Source organism: Sphingomonas sp. CL5.1 (assembly GCF_013344685.1).
GTDB lineage: Bacteria > Pseudomonadota > Alphaproteobacteria > Sphingomonadales > Sphingomonadaceae > Sphingomonas.
The window spans coordinates 4,058,363-4,079,377 of sequence record NZ_CP050137.1; the positions used below are offsets into that span (position 1 = coordinate 4,058,363).

General features: G+C 66.6%; 13 protein-coding genes. 5 read left to right on the forward strand and 8 right to left on the reverse strand.

Annotation, left to right across the window (positions count from 1 at the left end; all coding sequences use genetic code 11):
* The first annotated feature begins 245 nt into the window (after positions 1–245).
* From rpoB to F9288_RS19500, 3 genes are all read left to right on the forward strand, one after another.
* Entirely contained in the window at positions 246–4,394 is a 4,149-nt protein-coding gene (gene rpoB / locus F9288_RS19490; RefSeq protein WP_174838303.1) for a DNA-directed RNA polymerase subunit beta, read from the forward strand.
* A 75-nt stretch (positions 4,395–4,469) separates the two neighbouring features.
* The gene (gene rpoC, locus F9288_RS19495) at positions 4,470–8,753 is read left to right on the forward strand and encodes a DNA-directed RNA polymerase subunit beta' (RefSeq protein WP_174838304.1); all 4,284 of its coding nucleotides are present in this window, start codon (positions 4,470–4,472) and stop codon (positions 8,751–8,753) included.
* Between the two features lie 117 nt (positions 8,754–8,870).
* Positions 8,871–9,422 carry a hypothetical protein gene (locus tag F9288_RS19500; protein WP_174838305.1) on the forward strand — a complete coding sequence of 184 codons (552 nt, stop codon included), beginning with the start codon at positions 8,871–8,873 and terminating at the stop codon, positions 9,420–9,422.
* Between the two features lie 77 nt (positions 9,423–9,499).
* On the opposite strand, the gene F9288_RS19505 is transcribed toward F9288_RS19500, so the two are convergent.
* From F9288_RS19505 to F9288_RS19515, 3 genes are all read right to left on the reverse strand, one after another.
* Positions 9,500–9,970: a dihydrofolate reductase gene (locus F9288_RS19505; RefSeq protein ID WP_174838306.1), complete on the reverse strand. Its 471-nt coding sequence runs from the start codon at positions 9,968–9,970 to the stop codon at positions 9,500–9,502.
* Between the two features lie 264 nt (positions 9,971–10,234).
* Positions 10,235–10,702: a DUF6790 family protein gene (locus F9288_RS19510; RefSeq protein ID WP_174838307.1), complete on the reverse strand. Its 468-nt coding sequence runs from the start codon at positions 10,700–10,702 to the stop codon at positions 10,235–10,237.
* A 29-nt stretch (positions 10,703–10,731) separates the two neighbouring features.
* A complete protein-coding gene (locus F9288_RS19515; protein ID WP_174839208.1) occupies positions 10,732–12,804 on the reverse strand; it encodes a malate synthase G in 2,073 nt (690 codons plus the stop codon).
* Between the two features lie 95 nt (positions 12,805–12,899).
* Here F9288_RS19515 and F9288_RS19520 point away from each other — a divergent pair, with 95 nt between their 5' ends.
* On the forward strand, positions 12,900–13,787 hold the full coding sequence (locus F9288_RS19520) for a LysR family transcriptional regulator (RefSeq protein ID WP_174838308.1): 888 nt from the start codon (positions 12,900–12,902) through the stop codon (positions 13,785–13,787).
* Between the two features lie 26 nt (positions 13,788–13,813).
* Here the strand turns inward: F9288_RS19520 and thyA are convergent, their stop codons facing one another.
* Complete coding sequence (thyA, locus tag F9288_RS19525; protein WP_174838309.1) at positions 13,814–14,743, reverse strand: thymidylate synthase; 930 nt, start codon at positions 14,741–14,743, stop codon at positions 13,814–13,816.
* A 115-nt stretch (positions 14,744–14,858) separates the two neighbouring features.
* Here thyA and F9288_RS19530 point away from each other — a divergent pair, with 115 nt between their 5' ends.
* Positions 14,859–15,224: a JAB domain-containing protein gene (locus tag F9288_RS19530; RefSeq protein WP_174838310.1), complete on the forward strand. Its 366-nt coding sequence runs from the start codon at positions 14,859–14,861 to the stop codon at positions 15,222–15,224.
* On the opposite strand, the gene F9288_RS19535 is transcribed toward F9288_RS19530, so the two are convergent.
* From F9288_RS19535 to F9288_RS19550, 4 genes are all read right to left on the reverse strand, one after another.
* A complete protein-coding gene (locus tag F9288_RS19535) occupies positions 15,147–15,938 on the reverse strand; it encodes a class I SAM-dependent methyltransferase (protein WP_174838311.1) in 792 nt (263 codons plus the stop codon). The genes F9288_RS19530 and F9288_RS19535 overlap by 78 nt on opposite strands.
* On the reverse strand, positions 15,935–17,062 hold the full coding sequence (gene prfB, locus F9288_RS19540; RefSeq protein ID WP_174838312.1) for a peptide chain release factor 2: 1,128 nt from the start codon (positions 17,060–17,062) through the stop codon (positions 15,935–15,937). The genes F9288_RS19535 and prfB overlap by 4 nt, the downstream gene beginning before the upstream one ends.
* Positions 17,063–17,168: 106 nt before the next feature.
* Positions 17,169–19,682: a penicillin-binding protein 1A gene (locus F9288_RS19545; RefSeq protein ID WP_174838313.1), complete on the reverse strand. Its 2,514-nt coding sequence runs from the start codon at positions 19,680–19,682 to the stop codon at positions 17,169–17,171.
* 52 nt (positions 19,683–19,734) lie between these two features.
* Positions 19,735–20,883 carry an N-acetylmuramoyl-L-alanine amidase gene (locus F9288_RS19550; protein WP_254621224.1) on the reverse strand — a complete coding sequence of 383 codons (1,149 nt, stop codon included), beginning with the start codon at positions 20,881–20,883 and terminating at the stop codon, positions 19,735–19,737.
* Positions 20,884–21,015 lie beyond the last annotated feature (132 nt).

Consider the following 21,015-nt stretch of genomic DNA (forward strand, 5'->3'; position numbering starts at 1 on the left):
TGCCCGTACCGCCGCGCGGATCAACCTGCCGCGCGTACCTTGACGTTGTTGGAACGACCCCCTACATCGCCGCTCTTGCCGGAGCTTCGGGACATGATGCGGCGTCGCGCACCGTATCGGACGAATGGAGGTTTCCGGTTTCATAAGACGCTCAAGGCTGCCGTCACCCCGGATGGGGATGGACTGCGGCCTTTTGGCGTCTGTTCTCGCGCTCGAACGGTTTTTGACTGAGGGCTGACAGCTACATGGCAACCAAGGCGATCGAGGGCGCAACCACGCCCAAGCGGCGCATCCGCAAGGTGTTCGGCAACATCCACGAAGTCGTGCAGATGCCGAACCTCATCGAGGTGCAGCGCGAAAGCTACGAGCAGTTCCTGCGCTCCGATCCCTCGATCGGCTATGTCTCGGGCCTCGAGAAGACGCTGCGCAGCGTTTTCCCGATCCGCGACTTCGCCGGCACCGCCGAGCTGGATTTCGTCAACTACGAGCTTGAGCCGCCGAAGTTCGACGTCGAGGAATGCCGCCAGCGCGGCATCACCTATGCCGCGCCGATGCGCGTCACGTTGCGGCTGATCGTGTTCGAGGTGGACCCGGATACGGAAACCCGCTCCGTGCTCGATATCAAGGAGCAGGACGTCTACATGGGCGACATGCCGCTCATGACCGAGAACGGCACCTTCTTCATCAATGGCACCGAGCGCGTCATCGTCAGCCAGATGCACCGTTCGCCCGGCGTGCTGTTCGACCATGACCGCGGCAAGACCCATGCGTCCGGCAAGTATCTCTTCGCCGCCCGCGTGATCCCCTATCGCGGCTCGTGGCTCGATTTCGAGTTCGACGCGAAGGACATCGTCAACGTCCGCATCGACCGGAAGCGTAAGCTGCCGGTGACGGCGCTGCTGTACGCGCTCGGCCTCAATTCCGAGGAAATCCTCAATCATTTCTACAACCGTCTCACCTTCGTCCGTGGCGAAGGCGGGTGGAAGATTCCGTTCCAGCCGGAGAACTGGCGCGGCGTGAAGCCGATGTTCGACATCGTCGACGGCAATTCGGGCGAAGTGGTGTTCCCGGCCGGGCAGAAGATCAGCCCGCGTGCCGCCAACAAGGCGGCGAAGGACGGCCTTACTGACCTGCTGATCCCGACCGAGGAAATCTACGGCCGCTATTCGGCCTATGACCTCATCAACGAGGCGACCGGCGAGATCTACGTCGAGGCGGGTGACGAGATTTCGCCCGAGAACCTTGAGAAGCTCGACAAGGCCGGCGTCGATCGCATCGAGCTGCTCGATATCGATCACGTCACCACCGGCCCGTGGATCCGCAACACGCTGAAGGCCGACAAGGCCGAGGAGCGCGAGCAGGCGCTGTCCGACATCTATCGCGTGATGCGCCCCGGCGAGCCGCCGACGCTGGAGACGGCAGAGGCGCTGTTCGCCGGCCTGTTCTTCGATCCCGACCGATACGACCTGTCGGCGGTGGGCCGCGTCAAGCTCAACATGCGCCTCGGCCTCGATGCCGAGGACACGGTGACGACGCTGCGCACCGAGGATATCCTCGCGGTGGTCAAGACGCTCGTCGACCTGAAGGATGGCAAGGGCGAGATCGACGATATCGACAATCTCGGCAACCGCCGCGTGCGTTCGGTGGGCGAGCTGCTGGAGAACCAGTATCGCGTCGGCCTGCTGCGCATGGAACGCGCGGTGAAGGAGCGCATGTCGTCGGTGGACGTGTCGACCGTCATGCCGAACGATCTGATCAACGCGAAGCCGGCGGTCGCCGCCGTGCGCGAGTTCTTCGGCTCGTCGCAGCTCTCGCAGTTCATGGACCAGACCAACCCACTTTCCGAAGTGACGCACAAGCGCCGCGTCTCGGCGCTCGGGCCGGGCGGTCTTACCCGCGAGCGCGCGGGATTCGAGGTCCGCGACGTCCATCCGACGCATTACGGCCGCATCTGCCCGATCGAGACGCCGGAAGGCCCGAACATCGGCCTGATCAACTCGCTGGCGAGCTTCAGCCGCGTCAACAAATACGGCTTCATCGAGACGCCGTACCGCAAGGTCGTGGACGGCAAGGTCACCAACGAGGTGGTCTATCTCTCCGCGATGGAGGAGGCCAAGCACACGATCGCGCAGGCCAACGCTGAGGTCGACAAGGACGGCCGTCTCACCGAGGAACTGATCTCCGCGCGTCAGGCGGGCGAGTTCCTGATGGCGCTGCCCGAGACGATCACGCTGATGGACGTGTCGCCGAAGCAGCTTGTGTCGGTCGCCGCCTCGCTGATCCCGTTCCTTGAGAACGACGACGCGAACCGCGCGCTGATGGGCTCGAACATGCAGCGTCAGGCGGTGCCTTTGGTCAAGGCCGAGGCGCCGTTCGTCGGCACTGGCATGGAGGAGACGGTCGCGCGCGATTCCGGCGCCGCCATCGCCGCCCGCCGCGCGGGCGTGATCGATCAGGTCGATGCCAGCCGCATCGTCGTCCGCGCGACGGGCGAGGTTTCGGCCGAGGAATCGGGCGTCGACATCTACACGCTGATGAAGTTCCAGCGCTCCAACCAGTCGACCTGCATCAACCAGCGCCCGCTGGTGAAGGTGGGCGACGTGGTGCGCGCCGGCGACATCATCGCCGACGGCCCGTCGACCGAGTTCGGCGAACTGGCGCTGGGTCGCAACGCGCTCGTCGCGTTCATGCCGTGGAACGGCTACAATTATGAGGACTCGATCCTCATCTCCGAGCGGATCGTGAAGGACGACGTGTTCACGTCGATCCACATCGACGAGTTCGAGGTGGCCGCCCGCGACACGAAGCTCGGGCCGGAGGACATCACCCGCGACATCCCGAACGTCGGCGAGGAAGCGCTGCGCAACCTCGACGAGGCGGGCATCGTTTATATCGGCGCCGAGGTGGAGCCGGGCGACATCCTCGTCGGCAAGATCACGCCGAAGGGCGAAAGCCCGATGACGCCGGAGGAGAAGCTGCTCCGCGCGATCTTCGGCGAGAAGGCGAGCGACGTGCGCGACACCTCGCTGCGCCTGCCGCCGGGCGTGGCCGGGACGATCGTCGACGTGCGCGTCTTCAACCGCCACGGCATCGACAAGGACGAGCGCGCGATGGCGATCGAGCGCGAGGAGATCGAGCGCCTGAAGAAGGACTCGGACGACGAGCGCACGATCCTCAACCGCGCCACCTGGTCGCGCCTGCGCGAGATGCTGCTGGATCAGGTCGCCACGGCGGCCCCCAAGGGCGTCCGCAAGGGTGTGACGATCGACGCCGAAGTGCTCGATTCGGTGGACCGCCACGAATGGTGGAAGTTCGCCGTGCAGGACGACAAGGTCCAGGGCGACCTGGAGACCGTCAAGGCGCAGTATGATGAGGCCGCCAAGCGGATCACCGACAAGTTCCACGACCGGCGCGAGAAGCTGGAGCGTGGCGACGAGTTGCCGCCGGGCGTGCTGAAGATGGTCAAGGTGTTCGTCGCGGTGAAGCGCAAGCTCCAGCCGGGCGACAAGATGGCCGGCCGTCACGGCAACAAGGGCGTCATCAGCCGCATCCTGCCGCAGGAGGACATGCCATTCCTCGCGGACGGCACGCCGGTCGATCTGGTGCTGAACCCGCTGGGCGTGCCGTCGCGCATGAACGTCGGGCAGATCTTCGAGACCCATCTCGGCTGGGCCGCGCGCGGCCTTGGCCAGCAGGTCTCGCAGGCGCTGGAGGACTGGCGCGAGGCGAATCCCGATGCCCGCCCCGGCGCGATGCCGGAGCCGGTGAAGGATCGCCTGCGCACGATCTACGGCGAGCATTATCTCGCCGATATCGACGCCCGTGACGGCGAGGGCATCGTCGAGCTGGCGGAGAACCTGACGCGCGGCGTGCCGATGGGGACGCCGGTGTTCGACGGCGCGGTCGAGGCGGATGTCGCGGACATGCTGGAGCTGGCGGGTCTCGACCCGTCGGGCCAGTCGGACCTGTTCGACGGACGCACCGGCGAGAAGTTCGACCGCAAGGTGACGGTGGGCATCATCTACATGCTCAAGCTGCACCACCTCGTGGACGACAAGATCCACGCGCGCTCGATCGGGCCGTACAGCCTCGTCACCCAGCAGCCGCTGGGCGGCAAGGCGCAGTTCGGCGGCCAGCGCTTCGGCGAGATGGAGGTGTGGGCGCTCCAGGCCTATGGCGCGGCCTACACGCTCCAGGAGATGCTGACGGTGAAGTCCGACGACGTGGTCGGTCGCACCAAGGTCTATGAGGCGATCGTCAAGGGCGACGACACGTTCGAGGCCGGCATCCCGGAGAGCTTCAACGTGCTCGTCAAGGAAATGCGCTCGCTCGGCCTCAACGTCGATCTCAAGTCGATGGACGAGGACGATGGCCTGGCCGAGGCGGCGGAATAACGGGATCGGGCGTCGCCGCGACGACGGCGCCCCCTGTCTCCGCCCAGCAGAATTACCCTCCAGAGGGATGAAGTTATGAACGAGATGACCCCCTTCGCGAACCCGGTCGCGAAACCCGAGACCTTCGACCAGATCCAGATCGGCATCGCATCGCCGGATCGCATCCGCTCGTGGTCGTTCGGCGAGATCAAGAAGCCGGAGACGATCAACTACCGCACGTTCAAGCCCGAGCGTGACGGCCTGTTCTGCGCGCGCATCTTCGGCCCGATCAAGGATTACGAATGCTTGTGCGGCAAGTACAAGCGCATGAAATACAAGGGCATCGTCTGCGAGAAGTGCGGCGTGGAGGTCACCGTCTCCAAGGTCCGCCGCGAGCGCATGGGCCATATCGAGCTGGCCGCGCCGGTCGCGCACATCTGGTTCCTCAAGAGCCTGCCGTCGCGCATCGGCCTGCTGCTCGACATGCAGCTCAAGCAGCTTGAGCGCGTGCTCTATTTCGAGGCCTATATCGTCATCGAGCCGGGCCTGACCCCGCTGGAGAAGTATCAGCTCCTCACCGAGGACGAGCTGCTCGAGGCGCAGGACGAATATGGCGAGGACGCCTTCTCCGCCGGCATCGGCGCGGAGGCGGTGCGCGTCATGCTCGAGAACCTCGATCTCGAGGGCGAGAAGCAGCAGCTTCTGGAGGAACTGGCGACCACCAAGTCCGAGCTGAAGCCGAAGAAGATCATTAAGCGCCTTAAGGTCGTCGAGAGCTTCCTCGAATCCGGCAACCGGCCGGAGTGGATGATCCTCGAGGTGATCCCGGTCATCCCGCCCGAGCTGCGCCCGCTGGTGCCGCTGGACGGCGGCCGCTTCGCGACGTCGGACCTCAACGACCTCTATCGCCGCGTCATCAACCGCAACAACCGCCTGAAGCGGCTGATGGAGCTGCGCGCGCCGGACATCATCGTCCGCAACGAAAAGCGCATGTTGCAGGAAGCGGTCGACGCGCTGTTCGACAACGGCCGCCGCGGGCGCACGATCACGGGCGCCAACAAGCGTCCGCTGAAGTCGCTGTCCGACATGCTCAAGGGCAAGCAGGGCCGCTTCCGCCAGAACCTGCTCGGCAAGCGCGTCGATTATTCGGGCCGCTCGGTCATCGTGACCGGGCCGGAACTCAAGCTGCACCAGTGCGGCCTGCCGAAGAAGATGGCGCTCGAACTGTTCAAGCCGTTCATCTACGCCCGCCTCGACGCGAAGGGTCTGTCGATGACCCTGAAGCAGGCGAAGAAGTGGGTCGAGAAGGAGCGCAAGGAAGTCTGGGACATCCTCGACGAGGTGATCCGCGAACACCCCGTGCTGCTGAACCGCGCGCCGACGCTCCACCGTCTCGGCATCCAGGCGTTCGAGCCGGTGCTGATCGAGGGCAAGGCGATCCAGCTTCACCCGCTGGTCTGCTCGGCCTTCAACGCCGACTTCGACGGCGACCAGATGGCCGTGCACGTCCCGCTGAGCCTTGAGGCGCAGCTCGAAGCGCGCGTCCTGATGATGTCGACCAACAACATCCTCAGCCCAGCGAACGGCAAGCCGATCATCGTGCCGTCGCAGGACATGGTGCTCGGCCTCTATTATCTCTCGATGGAGAAGCAGAACGAGCCGGGCGAAGGCATGCTGCTGGCCGACATGCAGGAGGTGCATCAGGCGCTCAACGCCGGCGCGGTGACCTTGCACACCAGGATCACCAGCCGCGTTCCGCAGACCGACGAGCAGGGCAACCAGTATCTCAAGCGCTATGAGACGACGCCGGGCCGCATGCTGCTCGGCGAGTGCCTGCCCAAGAGCCACAAGGTGCCGTTCGAGACGGTCAATCGCCTGCTGACCAAGAAGGACGTCACCGACGTCATCGACGAGGTCTATCGCCACACCGGCCAGAAGGAGACGGTGCTGTTCGCCGACGCCATCATGGCGCTGGGCTTCCGCCACGCGTTCCGCGCCGGCATCTCGTTCGGCAAGGACGACATGGTCATCCCGGGCGACAAGGAGAAGCTGGTCGACGAGACGCGCGATCAGGTGAAGGACTTCGAGCAGCAATATCAGGACGGCCTGATCACGCAGCAGGAGAAGTACAACAAGGTGATCGACGCCTGGAGCCGCTGCGGCGACCAGGTGGCGAACTCGATGATGAACGAGATCAAGGCGGTGAAGGTCGACCCGGAGACGGGCCGCGAGAAGCCGATCAACTCGATCTACATGATGGCGCACTCCGGCGCGCGTGGCTCGCAGGCGCAGATCAAGCAGCTTGCCGGCATGCGCGGCCTGATGGCCAAGCCGTCGGGCGAGATCATCGAGACGCCGATCATCTCGAACTTCAAGGAGGGCCTGACCGTCCTTGAATACTTCAACTCCACCCACGGCGCCCGCAAGGGCCTCGCGGACACGGCGTTGAAGACCGCGAACTCGGGCTACCTGACCCGCCGCCTCGTCGACGTGTCGCAGGATTGCGTCATCGTCGAGGAGGATTGCGGCACCGAGCGCGCGCTGGAGATGAAGGCGATCGTGCAGGGCGGCTCGACCATCGCGTCGCTCGGCGAGCGCATCCTCGGCCGCACCACGGCGGAGGACATCGTCGATCCGAAGACCAACGAGGTGGTCATCGCCACCGGCACGCTGCTCGACGAAGCGGCGGTCGCGGTGATCGAGGGCATCGGCATCCAGTCGGTCAAGATCCGCAGTCCGCTGGTCTGCGAATCGAAGGTTGGGGTGTGTGGCAAATGCTACGGGCGCGATCTCGCGCGCGGCACGCCGGTCAACATCGGCGAGGCGGTGGGCGTCATCGCCGCGCAGTCGATCGGCGAGCCGGGTACCCAGCTCACGATGCGCACCTTCCACATCGGCGGCGCGGCGCAGCTCAACGAAACCTCGAACCTGGAGGCGCATGCCGACGGCACCGTGGAGTTCCGCGACCTGCGCGTGATCGAGGACCAGCGCGGCCGCCGCGTCGTGCTGAGCCGCTCGGGCGAGATCGTGATCAAGGACATGGACGGCCGCGAGCTGTCGGTCGATCGCATCCCGTATGGCGCCTATGTCATGTTCGACGACGGCCATATCGTCTCCAAGGGCGATCGCATGGCCGAGTGGGACCCGTTCACCATGCCGGTGATCACCGAGACCGGCGGCATTGTGAAGTTCCAGGACCTCGTGGAGAACAAGACGCTGGCCGAGCAGGTCGACGAGGCGACGGGCATCGCCCAGCGCGTCGTCACCGAATTCCGCGCCGGTTCCAAGTCGAAGGAGGATCTGCGTCCGCGCATCACCCTGCTCGACGAAGGCTCGGGCGAGACCGCGCGCTACATGCTGGCGTCGGGCGCGGTGCTGTCGGTCGAGGACGGTGCCACGGTGCAGGCCGGCGACGTGCTGGCGCGTGTCGCGCGTGAAAGCGCCAAGACCCGCGACATCACCGGCGGTCTGCCGCGCGTCGCCGAGTTGTTCGAGGCGCGCAAGCCGAAGGAGAATGCGATCATCGCCAAGGTCTCCGGCCGCGTGGTGTTCGGCAAGGATTACAAGGCGAAGCGCAAGATCGGCATCCAGCCGGAGGACGGCGGCGAGGTCGTCGAATATCTGGTGCCGAAGTCGAAGGTGATCGACGTCCAGGAAGGCGACTACGTCAAGCGTGGCGACAACCTGATCGGCGGCAGCCCCGATCCGCACGACATCCTGGAAGTGCTCGGCATCGAGCCGCTGGCCGAGTACCTCGTCAGCGAAATCCAGGAGGTCTATCGACTGCAGGGCGTGAAGATCAACGACAAGCACATCGAGGTGATCGTTCGCCAGATGCTGCAGAAGGTCGAGATCACCGACGCCGGCGACACCACCCTGCTCCCCGGCGAGCAGGTGGATCGCGAGGAGATGGACGAGGTGAACGCCAAGCTCGCCAAGGGTCAGCAGCCCGCGCAGGGCAAGCCGATCCTGCTCGGCATCACCAAGGCGTCGTTGCAGACCCGCTCGTTCATCTCGGCCGCGTCGTTCCAGGAAACGACGCGCGTGCTCACCGAGGCGGCCGTGCAGGGCAAGCAGGACACGCTGATGGGCCTCAAGGAGAATGTCATCGTCGGCCGCCTGATCCCGGCGGGCACCGGCGCGGGCATGAACCGCCTGCGCGTCGCGGCCACCTCGCGCGATGCGGCGCTGCGCGTGCAGCAGCGCAAGCTGGCCGAGGCGATGGCGATCACCGCCCCGGCAAGCGCGGCGCAGGAACATGCCGCCGAACTGGCCCGCTCCCCGCGTGACGCGCAGGGCACCGGCCCGGACCCGCTCGCCGCGGTCGTCTCCTCCGGCGACGGCAGTGACGAGGCCGCGGGCGAGTATCTGAACGACTGATCCGCCGGATCACCGTTCGACACCGAAAGAGCCGCCGTCCGGGATGCCGGGCGGCGGCTCTTTTGAGGTTGCATGGTTTTAAGCGAAAGGCCGCTGTCGCCGCAATGGTGATCGTTCGTGAGCTCAATCGACTTACCCCGGACCGCCGTTCGTTCAAGTTCTTGGGATGAGGCAATCTACGAAACTGACTGGCACAATTATCGGGTCATTGCTGGCAGTTGTGATCCTTGTCGCGGTTTTCGGTGGAATTGCCCTGCTCACATTGAGCGATATATAGGCGTGCGCAAAATTAGACCGTTTGCCCGAGAAATTATCGTTTTTGCGAGCGGCATTGTCGTCGGGCTTGCTGCCGCGCTTTACTGGACCACAGCGCAACCTCCGTCGCCTCTTACCAAGAACTTACCCAGCGGTTGGAACGACGCTTCTTCTCAGTTCGATGCGCGCATTCGAAGACGTTTTCCCATAGGCACTTCCGCGCAAAAGCTGATCGATGAGCTCGCAGCAGAGGGCTTCAAACCTACGTGGTTCGAGGCGGCCGGCGAATATGGAGCAAAGCGTGAGGAGGGCAGTTTTGTCTGTAACATCGCTGCGCGAGTATTTTGGCGGTTGGATCAAAATGGTGCGGTGTTGGCTATTCGTGGAACCTATCACGAGGAAGGCTGTCTCTAGCTCTTTGGAAACGGTTGTCTGCTTCGGGCTGGTCACTGCCCGTAAGCCCCCTTTCCGCAAACCACCAATTCCCGCCGCTATCGCACCAACCTCACGAAGCTATACCCCGGTCGCCCATCCTCCGCCGAATGCTCCTCTCGCGCCACCTCGCGCCAGCCGTCGAACGGGGCGACGAGGGTATCACCCTCCGCCGCGAGATGCACCTCGGTCAGTTCAATCCGGTCGGCCAACGGCAGGAACAGCGCGAACACCTCCGCGCCGCCGATCACCGCCGCATCCTCTCCCGCCAGCGCCAGTGCTTCAGCGACGGTGGACGCGACTTCCGCGCCATGCGCATGCCATGACGGATCGCGCGTCAGGACGATGTGCCGCCGCCCCGGCAACGGCGCGGGAAAGCTCTCGAAGGTCTTGCGCCCCATGATCATCGGGCGGCCCATCGTCTGTGCCTTGAAGCGCTTCATGTCCGCCGGCAGACGCCACGGCAGCCCGCCGTCGCGCCCGATCACGCCATTGTCGGCGCGCGCGAGATGCAGCGAGACGCGCGTCATGCCCACCGTCCCGCCATCAGCGCGGCGCCGCTCCCGGAGGCGGCGGCGGAGTCAATGCCGCAACGGGTGGCGGCGGCGGGCTCTGCTGGAGCAGCCATGCCGCCGCTGTGGCGGTGATGATCGTAATGAGATAATCCCGCATCGCACCTTCTCCACAACCGCTGATTACATTTGTAGTCATAGTGGCTGAACGGTGGATGAACCAGACAGATCATGAGGCGAGCTTAGGCGAAACTCCTCCCGAGTGAAAGCGCTGCGCGTGGATCAGCCGCGACCGAGCAACGTGCAGCAGGCGAAACCGATCAGGACCACGGCGATGAAGATATCGCTGACCATCGCCACCGTTTCGTTCGTTCCGCGATGCGTCGACCTGACATGTTCCAGCGCGGCGACGGCATAGAAGATGCCGGCGCCGATCGCCGCGGGCAGCACGAATGTCGGCATGGCGATCGACGCCAGCCCCACGATGCCGCTCGCCAGGTTGGCGCCGCCCAGTTCGCGCACGAGGACATGCGCCTCGGACTGCTCGATCCCCATGATGTCGCGGCTCGTGAAGGCAGGCTGGAAATATTGCCGCAGACCGGCCAGCAACAAGCGCACGCCGACCGCCCAGAACACGAACCACTTGCCGACCAGCCACAATAAAGGAAGCTGCCCCGTCCCCAGTTCGAACAGGATCGACGCCACCGGGAGAACCAGCATCGTCAGGCAAACTATCAGGATATAGACCATCTTGCCCCCTCGCCCGGCAGCCTTTGATCCTATCCGCGCGCCTTCGCCTCCGCCCGGAACTTGTGGAGCAACGGCTCGGTATAGCCGCTCGGCTGCTCGACGCCTTCATATACCAGCGCCCTGGCGGCGCGGTAGGCGATATTCCCCTCTCCCGCTCCCGCCATCGCGCGATAGGCGGGATCGCCGGCATTCTGAGCATCGACCTTCGCCGCCATCCGCTCGAAAGCCTGGTCCACCTGATCCTTCGTCGCCACGCCGTGCAGCAACCAGTTGGCGATATGCTGCGAGGAGATGCGCAGCGTCGCGCGATCCTCCATCAGGCCGACATCGTGGATATCGGGCACCTTGGAGCAGCCAATGCCCTGATCGATCCAGCGCACGACATAGCCGAGGATGCCCTGCGCATTATTGTCCAGTTCCTCGCGCACCTCCTCCGGCTGCCAGTTGCGGCCGGTCGCGACCGGCACCGTCAGCAGCTTCGCGAGCGGCGCGACCGGCTCCGCGGCGCGCTCGCGCTGGCGGGTGAAGACGTCGACGCGGTGGTAATGGGTCGCGTGCAGCGTCGCGGCGGTCGGCGACGGCACCCAGGCGGTGTTGGCGCCCGATCGCGGGTGGCCGATCTTCTGATCGAGCATGTCAGCCATCCTGTCGGGCGCGGCCCACATGCCCTTGCCGATCTGCGCCCGGCCGGAGAGGCCGCAGGCGAGGCCGATCTGGACGTTGCGGTCCTCATAGGCGGCGATCCACGGCGCGGCCTTCATCTCGCCCTTGCGGATCATCGGCCCGGCGCGCATCGCGGTGTGCATCTCGTCGCCGGTGCGATCGAGGAAGCCGGTGTTGATGAACATGATGCGGTCCTTCACCGCATGGATGCACGCGGCGAGATTGGCGGAGGTGCGCCGCTCCTCATCCATCACGCCGACCTTGATCGTATTTCGCGCGAGGCCGAGCAGATCCTCGACGCGGCCGAACAGCCGGTCGGTGAAAGCGCATTCCGCCGGACCGTGCATCTTCGGCTTGACGATATAGACCGATCCCGCGCGGCTGTTGGCGTATTTCCCGCGCCCCTTGCGGTCATGCAGCGCGATCAGGCCGGTGACGATCGCGTCGAGGATGCCCTCGGGCGCATCGCCGCCCTCCGCCAGCTTCACGGCGGGGGTGGTCATCAGATGGCCGACGTTGCGCACCAGCAGCAGGCTGCGCCCCGGCAGCGTAAGCGTGGAGCCGTCCGGCGCGGTATAGTTGCGGTCGGCGTTCAACCGGCGCGTCATCGTGCGGCCGTTCTTGTCGAACGTATCCTCCAGATCGCCGCGCATCAGCCCGAGCCAGTTGGCATAGGCCGCCACCTTGTCCTCGGCATCGACCGCCGCGATCGAATCCTCGAGGTCGCAGATCGTGGTCAGCGCGGATTCGAGGATCACGTCGGCGATCCCGGCCGGATCGTCGCGCCCGATCGGATGGTCGCGGTCGAACAGCACCTCGATATGCAGGCCGTTGTGGCGATAGAGCCGCGATTTGTCGGTGCGACCGACGAACTGCGCGGGGTCGCGCAACACCGGCTCCCCGGCAAGCTCCGCCCACGATCCGCTCGCCAGCGGCACCGCTTCGTCAAGGAATGCCTTGGCCCAGGCGATCACCTGCGCGCCGCGCGCCGCGTCATAGCCGCCGGGCGCGGCCGTGCCGGGGATGGCGTCAGTGCCGTAGAGCGCATCATACAGGCTGCCCCAGCGCGCATTGGCGGCGTTGAGCAGGAAGCGCGCGTTGAGGATCGGCACGACAAGCTGCGGCCCGGCGAGCCGCGCGATCTCGTCATCGACATTGGCGGTGCCGACCGCGAACGGCACTGGCTCGTCGACCAGATAGCCGATGCCGCGCAAGAATGCCTCGTCCACCGGCTCGCCCGCGATATAGCGCGCGTCGATCGCCTGTTGCAGCCGCTCGCGTTCGGCGAGCAGCGCCCGATTCTGCGGCGCGAGGTCGGCGAAGATCGCCGCCGCGCCGCGCCAGAAATCCTCCGCCGCGACGCCGGTGCCGGGCAGCGCCCGCTCGTCCACGAATTGCGCCAGCTCCGCCGCGACCTGCAACCCCGCCTTGTCGATCATCGCCATCACTTGCTCCTTCGCCACCCTCGATAGACGATGCGCTTTCTGTTCGGTAGGCTTGAAGAAGTTGAAGCAGCTTTTCGTCATGGGAAATAATGTCGCTCGATCCGGATTATGAGCTGTTCGTCCACGTGGTCGATTCAGGCAGCCTCTCCGCCGCAGGCCGCGCGCTTGGCATCTCGCCGGCAATGGTGTCGAAGCGGCTCGCGCGACTGGAGGAACGGTTGGGAGTCCGCCTCGTCCACCGCACGACGCGGCGGCTGGCGCTGACCGAGCCGGGCGCACGTTTCCATGCCGACCTTGCCGCGATCCTCGCCGGGGTGCGCGAGGCGGAGGCGCGCGTCACCGGAGTCCGCAACGCGCCGAGCGGGCCGCTGCGCGTTTCCGCGCCCACTTCGTTCGGGCGGCTGCATATCGCGCCGCATCTGCATCGCTTCATCGACGCGTATCCGGCGGTGGCGCTGGAGTTCGACCTGTCGGACGATTTCATCGACCTGCTCGACGCGCGCATCGACCTCGCCATCCGCATCGCGCCGGAGATCGCGCCCGGCCTCGTCGCGCACCGGCTCGGCGGCAGCCGGCGGGTGCTGTGCGCCGCGCCCGGCTATGTGGAGCGACACGGCGCGCCGGAGACGATCGCATCGCTCGGGCAGCACCGCCTGCTCGCCGCGACGGGGCAGATGCCGTGGCGGCTGGTGAATGGAACGCGGCGCGCGACGGTCGATCGCGCCAGCGCGGTCACCACCAATTCCAGCGAGATCGTCCGCGAGTTGGCGCTGACCGGCGTGGGCATCGCGCTGCGCTCGCTGTGGGACGTGGGCGAGGCGCTGGAGAGCGGCGCGCTGGTCCGCGTGCTGGCGGATTGGGAGGGGTCGGCGGACGTCGGCATCTATGCCGTCCATCCACGCTCGCCGACCGTGCTGCCGGCGGTCACGGCATTCGTGGGTTTTCTGCGGGAGGTGCTGGCGGAAGGGAAGTTCTGACGCACCGCCTCCAGAAAGTGCCGCCCTTACACCGCCACAGGCGCGGCGATGTGCGGGTGGGGATCGTAGTCGGTCACCGCGAAATCCTCGATCCGGTAATCGAAGATCGTTTCGGGCCGGCGCGCGATCGTCAGGCGCGGGTGACCGCGCGGCTTTCGCGCGAGCGTCTCCTCCACCAGATGCGCGTGGTTCAGGTAGATATGCGCGTCGCCTGCGCTCCACACCAGCTCGCCGGCTTCCAGATCGCATTGCTGCGCGAGCATCCTGAGCAGCATCGCCGCCGAGAAGGCGTTGAACGCGAAGCCCAGCCCGAGATCGCACGACCTTTGCCACAACATGCCGGAAAGCTTCCCGCCGGCGATATGATATTGATAGGTCATGTGGCACGGCGGCAACGCCATCCCGCCCAGCTCCGCGACGTTCCAGCCGGTGAACAGCAGCCGCCGCGACGTGGGGTTGTGGCGGATCGCCTCGACCAGTTCGGCGATCTGGTTGACCGGAGCGCCCTTGCGGAATAGCCCCTCGCCCGCCGCCTCATAAGTGTCCCACGCCACCCATTGCTTGCCATAGACCGGACCGAGATCGCCCCATCGCGCGGCGAAGGCGTCATCGGAGAGGATGCGCGCCTCGAACGCGTCGCGGTCGATCGCCTCGCCGCTCTCGCGGCGGTAGCGGTCGAGCGGCCAGTCGGTCCAGATATGCACCTTCTGCCGCACCAGCTCGCGGATGTTGGTGTCGCCGGTCAGGAACCACAGCATCTCGCGCGCCGCCGTCTTCCACGCGACGCGCTTGGTGGTGATGAGCGGCACGCGGTCGTCCGACAGGTCGAAGCGCAGCGTCGGGCCGAACAGGGATCGCGTGCCGACGCCGGTGCGGTCGCGGCGCTCGTCGCCATGCTCCCACACCTCGCGCAGCAGCCGGAGATACTGGTCCTCGAAATGCACCATATCGCTCATGCATCAGCAGTGGCAGGCGCGCGCGCCGCGCACAAGGGCCGTGCCAACCGCCGCCAAAATAGTCCGCAATGGAGGAAATGCCCTGATTCCTTGATGTTAACCATAGTAGCCGGGGATGATGATCGACCCGTTGATGAGCGGCCTGTTCGCGCCGATCGCCCGCGCCGCAACCGAAGTGGCGGCGTTCGCCTATCTCGATGCCGGCGGCCGGCTGCTGGCCCTGCGCCATGTCCCGTCGGGCGAGGTGCTGCGCGTCGAGGTGCCGATCCGCACGATCGCCGGGGATGCGCTGGCATTCGGGGCGGATCTGGTGGTGATGGCTCACAACCACCCTTCCGGCGACGCGGAACCGAGCCGGGACGACCTGATGGCCACGCGGCGCATCGCGACAGCGCTGGAGGCGTTAGGAATCCGGCTCGTCGACCATCTTGTGCTGGCCGGCGACGCCGTCACCAGCCTTCGTGCGCGAGGCCTGATCTAGCGATTGCTGGCGGCAAGGCTCGATCGCGGCCGGGTCCGGTCGGGAGCCCACCGGCCTGAAGGTCGCGAGATAGCCGCCCGCCGACGGCATGACCTCCATCGTCACGAGCTGATAGCCGACCGCCCCGAACTCGCACTGCAACAGCGCCGGCGGCGTGCCGTGATCGGCCGTCGGCCGGTTGGCATCGACCACCACCACCAGCCCGTCGGGCCGCAGCGAGGGGCGCATCCGCCAGAGGAACTCGTAAGGCTGCTCGATCTCATGGTACATGTGCACCATGAAGACCCGGTCGAAGCTCGCCTCGGGCAGCTTGGGATCGGCCGGCGCGCCCAGCCGCACGCTGACATTGTCGAGCCGCTCGCGCGCGACGCGCTCGGCCAGCGCATCGCGCACCGCCGGCACGATATCCTCCGCCAGCACGCGCCCGTCCTTGCCGACGCGCTGCGCGAGACGAATGGTGTAATAGCCCTCGCCCGCGCCGATATCGGCCACCGTCATGCCGCGCGCGATCTTCGCGCGGTTCATCACCTCGGTCGCCTCGTTCAGCCGGTCGCGCGCTTCCTCGGTGGACCAGCGGGAAGAAACGATATGCGCGACCGGACGGTCGGCCGCGGGAAACGGCCCCGGCTCCTTCTCCTCATGCCGGATCAGCGGCTGCGATCCGTCGCAGCCGGCCAGCACGAGCAGCAGGAGGAAAGCGGGCGCCAGCCTCAATCGACGTCCTCCACCTCCACCGTCTCGCCCGTCACGCGCTGCGACAAGGCGGCGGCCATGAAGTCGTCGAGGTCGCCGTCGAGCACGTCACCAGGCGAGGTGGAGGTCGTGCCCGTGCGCAGATCCTTCACGAGCTGATAGGGCTGGAGGACATAGGAGCGGATCTGGTGCCCCCAGCCGATGTCGGTCTTGGTGGCGTTGACCGCGTTCGCCTCCTCCTCGCGCTTGCGCAGCTCATGCTCGTAGAGGCGCGCGCGGAGCTGGTTATAGGCCTCCGCGCGGTTCTTGTGCTGGCTGCGCTGGTTCTGGCAGGCGACGACGATGCCGGTCGGCAAGTGCGTGATGCGCACCGCCGAATCGGTGGTGTTGATGTGCTGCCCGCCCGCGCCGGACGCGCGATAGGTGTCGATGCGCAATTCGCTTTCGTTGATCTCGATGTCGATCGAATCGTCGATCACCGGATAGACCCATACTGACGAGAAGCTGGTGTGCCGCCGAGCCGAGCTGTCATAGGGCGAGATGCGCACGAGGCGATGCACGCCGCTTTCCACCTTGGCATAGCCGTAAGCGTTCTCGCCCTTCACCAGCAACGTGGCGGACTTGATGCCGGCCTGCTCCCCCGCGTGATAGTCGACCAGCTCCACCTTGTAGCCGCGCCGCTCCGCCCAGCGCGTGTACATGCGCTGGAGCATCTCGGCCCAGTCCTGGCTCTCGGTGCCGCCGGCGCCGGCGTTGATCTCCAGATAGGTGTCGTTGGCGTCGGCCTCGCCGGCGAGCAGCGCCTTCACCTTGTCCTGCTGCGCGCGCTCGGCGAGCTGGGCAAGCGCCTCGGTTCCCTCGCTGGCCATCGCCTCGTCGCCCTCGGCCTCCGCCATCTCGATCAACTCGCTGGTGTCGGCCAGCTCGCGCTCGATATTGCGGGTGGCGGTGACCGCCTCGTCCAGCCGGCGACGCTCGCGCATCACCTCCTGCGCCTGCTTGGGATTCTCCCACAGGGCCGGGTCCTCGACCCGCGCGTTCAGTTCGTCGAGCCGGCGGAGCGCGCGGTCCCAGTCGAGGAAGCGACGCAACAGCGCCAGCGCCTCGTTGATGCTTTCGACATGGGCCTGCGCCTCGGCGCGCATTTCAATTCTCCAATCAATCGTCGTTCCGGCGGCACGATATATCCAGCCACCGGGTGCGCCGGCCTTTGCCGGTTGACATGCTCAATTCAAATCCAGCCGGCGGGACTTAGTAAATCCCCCCCTGCCGCTGCAAGAAATCACTATCGTTGGGCTGGGCGCGCGGCGCGGCGGCCGAAGCGGCGGCGCTGGGCGCGGCTTCCGGCCGGCGCGCGGCGCGGCGCGCCTCGCTCTGCGGCTTGAACGCTTCCCAGATCACCGCGGGCTTGGGATCGCCGACCGACGGCCAGACGCCGAACACCGGCCGCCCCGAGGCACGGTCGATCCGCACCATGCGGATGCCCTCCGGCGCGCGGAACGGCAGCTTCTCCAGCCCGTCATAGGCTTTGACCGCGAATTCCCTGAAGATCGGCGCGGCCATCGTGCCGCCCTGCGCATAACCGCCGAGGCTCGAGGGAGTATCGTAGCCCATATAGAGTCCGCCGACCATCTGCGGGGTGCCGCCGATGAACCACACGTCGGTCGGCCCCGAATTGGTGCCGGTCTTGCCGAACATCGGCCGGTCGAGATCGCGCAGCACGGTCGCGGTGCCGCGCTGGATCACGCCTTCGGTGATATGGATCATCTGATAGGCGGTCATCGCATCGACCACCTGTCGCCCGCGCGTGGCCGGTCGCGGCATCGGCTTGCCGTCCCAGTCGGGCATGTTGCAGCGATCGCAGGCGCGCCAGTTCTCCGGCCAGATCACCTTGCCGTGGCGGTCCTGCACGAAATCCACCAGCGTCGGCGCGTGCCAGCGGCCCTGATTGGCGAGCACGCCATAGGCATTGACCATCCGCATCACCGTCGTCTCGCCCGCGCCGAGCGCATAGGAGAGGTACGGCTGGTAATCGCCGATGTTCATCGCCTTCATCAGGCCGACGACGTTGGTCATGCCGGTCTGCGCGGCGGCGCGCACCGTCATAAGGTTGCGCGACTGCTCGATGCCCCAGCGCATCGTATGCGGCCCCGAGCCGGCGCTGTTGCCGAAGTTGCGGAAGCATTTCTGCCCGAGCCGCGCGCCCTGATAGACGCAGAACGGCCCGTCGATGATGATCGACGCCGGGGTCATGCCGTGCTCCAGCGCGGCGGAATAGACGATCGGCTTGATCGTCGAGCCGGGCTGACGCATCGCCTGCGTCGCGCGGTTGAACGACTGGATCGAGCTGTCGAACCCGCCCTGCATCGCCAGGATGCGCCCCGTGGACGGCTCCTGCACGACGAACCCGCCCGACACCTTGGGCACCGCGCGCAGCGCGAACCGCCCGCCCTCCGGCGCGACCGCGATCACGTCGCCCGGCTTGATCGCGGTGAATGCGTTTCCGCCCTTGCCACGCACCGGCATCTGCGCGAGGTCGCGCGGCAGCTCGCCGGTCTGCCCGTTGACGAAGCCGATCCGCCACGCATCGCCATCCCGCGCGATCGCGATCGCCGCGCGCCAGTCGTTGTAGTTGATGCTGACGTTGGCGTTGATGAACGGGCCGAGCCAGCTATCGCCCTCAAAATCGACATGGCGCAGCGGCCCGGCCCAGCCGCGCCCGCGATCGTAGCGCAGCAGGCCGTCGCGCAGCGCCTGCGCGGCATAGGCCTGGATCTTCGGATCGAGCGAGGTGCGCACCCACAGGCCGCCGGAATAGACGCTGTACGGCCCGTCGCGGGCGGTCTCGCCATATTTGCCGATGAGCTGGCGGCGCACTTCCTCGACGAAATAGCCGCCGACCGGCTCGAACTTCGGCGCGCGATGCGCGATCGCGCCGAGCGGCTGGGCCTGCGCCTCGTCGCGCTGGGCGGCGGTGATGAAGCCGTTCTTCGCCATCTCGCCCAGCACCCAGTTGCGCCGGGCGAGCGCGCGATCGGTGTCGCGGAACGGATCGTAGTTAGACGGCCCCTTCGGCAGGATGGCGAGATAGGCCATCTGCGGCAGCGTCAGCTCGTTCAGTTCCTTGTCGAAATAGGCATGGCTCGCCGCCTCGACGCCGTAAGCGTTGCGGCCGAGGAATATCTGATTGAGGTACAGTTCGAGGATCTGCTGCTTCGACAGCGCATTCTCGATCTTCCACGCGAGGATCGCTTCCTTCGCCTTGCGGGTGGCGGAATATTCGTTGCCGATCAGCAGGTTCTTCGCCACCTGCTGCGTGATCGTCGAGCCGCCGCGCGCGCGCCGCCCGCTGCCGATCTTCGACACATAGTCGATCACCGCGCCGGCGATGCCGGTGTAGTCGACGCCGTGATGCTCGAAGAAGGTCTTGTCCTCGGCGGAGAGGAAGGCGTTGACCAGCATCGGCGGATACTCGGCGAACGACAGCTCGACGCGCCGCTCGCGCGCATAGGAATAGATCGGCGCGCCATCGATGCCGCGCACATTGGTCGGCAGCGGCGGCTCATAGGTGCGGAGCTGGTCGACCGATGGCAGGCCGCGCGCGAAGATCAGCCAGAAAGCGCAGAACGCCACCACGACCGCCCCGACAGCAATAGCAGCCAGCTTCACCCAGCGCCTCTCCCACGCCGCCGCGAACGCCCGCCGCAACTGGCCGGCATCGCGATTCAGCTTGATCGTTGCGGGTTCGGGGGGAGTGGACGCCATAAGCGAGCGCGGGTTTAGGGGCCAAACTCAAACAGGGGAAGCCCGCCCGCCGCTATTTCGCCGCCAGCCGGCGCGCGAAATGGATCTCCACCGCGCGCTTCACGCTTTCCGCGATCCGCTCGCGCCCCTTGCGGCTGTCGAGGAAGGCGGCGTCCCCGGGATTGGAGATATAGCCGGTCTCGAACAGGATCGAGGGCATGTCGGGCGCCTTCAGCACCATCAGCGAGGCCATGCGATGGAAATTCGCCTTCACCGGCATCAGCGGCTTCGCCTCGCGCCCGAGCAGGCGGGCGAAGCCGGCGGAGGCGTTCATCGTCTCGCGCTGCGTCAGGTCGATCAGGATCGAGGAGACGTCCGGGTTCTGGTCGAGATCGACCCCGGCGATGATGTCGGCCTTGTTCTCGCGCGCCGCCAGCCGCGCCGCCTCCTTGTCCGAAGCGACCTCGGACAATGTATAGGCCGTCGCGCCCGAGGCGTCGCCCGCGCCGACGCTGTCGCAATGGATCGAGATGAACAGATCGGCATGCAGCCGCCGCGCGATGCCGAACCGCTCGCGCAGCACCAGATAGCGGTCGTCGTCGCGCGTCAGCGCCACGCGCACCCGGCCGGACTCGACCAGCGCGTCGCGGATCGCGCGGGCGATCTTCAGCGTCACGTCCTTCTCGCGCAGCCCGGTGGCGGTGTTGATCGCGCCGGGATCGACCCCGCCATGACCGGCGTCGATCACCACCAGCGGGAGATCGGCATCGCCCGTGACGCGCGGCAACGGTGCGCGCTTCACCGGCGGGACGGGGATCGAGATCTTGTATTTCGGCCGCGCGCCGAAATGGAGGAAGCTCAGCGGCCGCGCGCCGCTCGCCTCCGCGAACCTGCTGGCGCTGGCGCGCTCCAGCGTCAGTTCGAGCGTGTGCCCCGCGTCACGGAACACGCCGCCCGCCACGACCATCGGCCGCGCGAGATCGAGCACGACGCGCGCGCCGTCGCTGCCGCGCCAGCCCTGGCGGATCGCGCTCACCGCGCCGTCCCCGTCCAGCGACGGGCCGGGCCGCGCGCCATCGATGTCGATCGCGATCCGGCGCGGTCCGTCGAGCACGAAGCTCGACGCCCGCGCCACCGCCTCGTCGAAATGGATCAGCACGCGCGGGCCGTCGATCTCGACGCCCTTCACCGTCCCGGCATCGGCGGCGGAGGCGGCCAGCATCAGCGCGAGCGCGGCCGGCGTGGCGGCACGGCGCCGCCACCGTCCGCTGCTATCGGCCCGCCGCCCCATCATCCGCCCTACGCCCTCGCCGCCCTTTTCATGCCCCCGTTCGCGGGCAATTCGTCACCAAGA

Coding starts and splice junctions, on each gene's coding strand:
- thyA (WP_174838309.1), bottom strand. CDS start 14,743: ATGAGCGATATGGTGCATTTCGAGGACCAGTATCTCCGGCTGCTGCGC.
- F9288_RS19530 (WP_174838310.1), top strand. CDS start 14,859: ATGATGATCGACCCGTTGATGAGCGGCCTGTTCGCGCCGATCGCCCGC.
- rpoB (WP_174838303.1), top strand. CDS start 246: ATGGCAACCAAGGCGATCGAGGGCGCAACCACGCCCAAGCGGCGCATC.
- prfB (WP_174838312.1), bottom strand. CDS start 17,062: ATGCGCGCCGAGGCGCAGGCCCATGTCGAAAGCATCAACGAGGCGCTG.
- F9288_RS19520 (WP_174838308.1), top strand. CDS start 12,900: ATGTCGCTCGATCCGGATTATGAGCTGTTCGTCCACGTGGTCGATTCA.
- F9288_RS19510 (WP_174838307.1), bottom strand. CDS start 10,702: ATGGTCTATATCCTGATAGTTTGCCTGACGATGCTGGTTCTCCCGGTG.
- F9288_RS19545 (WP_174838313.1), bottom strand. CDS start 19,682: ATGGCGTCCACTCCCCCCGAACCCGCAACGATCAAGCTGAATCGCGAT.
- rpoC (WP_174838304.1), top strand. CDS start 4,470: ATGAACGAGATGACCCCCTTCGCGAACCCGGTCGCGAAACCCGAGACC.
- F9288_RS19550 (WP_254621224.1), bottom strand. CDS start 20,883: ATGCTGGCCGCCTCCGCCGCCGATGCCGGGACGGTGAAGGGCGTCGAG.
- F9288_RS19515 (WP_174839208.1), bottom strand. CDS start 12,804: ATGATCGACAAGGCGGGGTTGCAGGTCGCGGCGGAGCTGGCGCAATTC.
- F9288_RS19505 (WP_174838306.1), bottom strand. CDS start 9,970: ATGACGCGCGTCTCGCTGCATCTCGCGCGCGCCGACAATGGCGTGATC.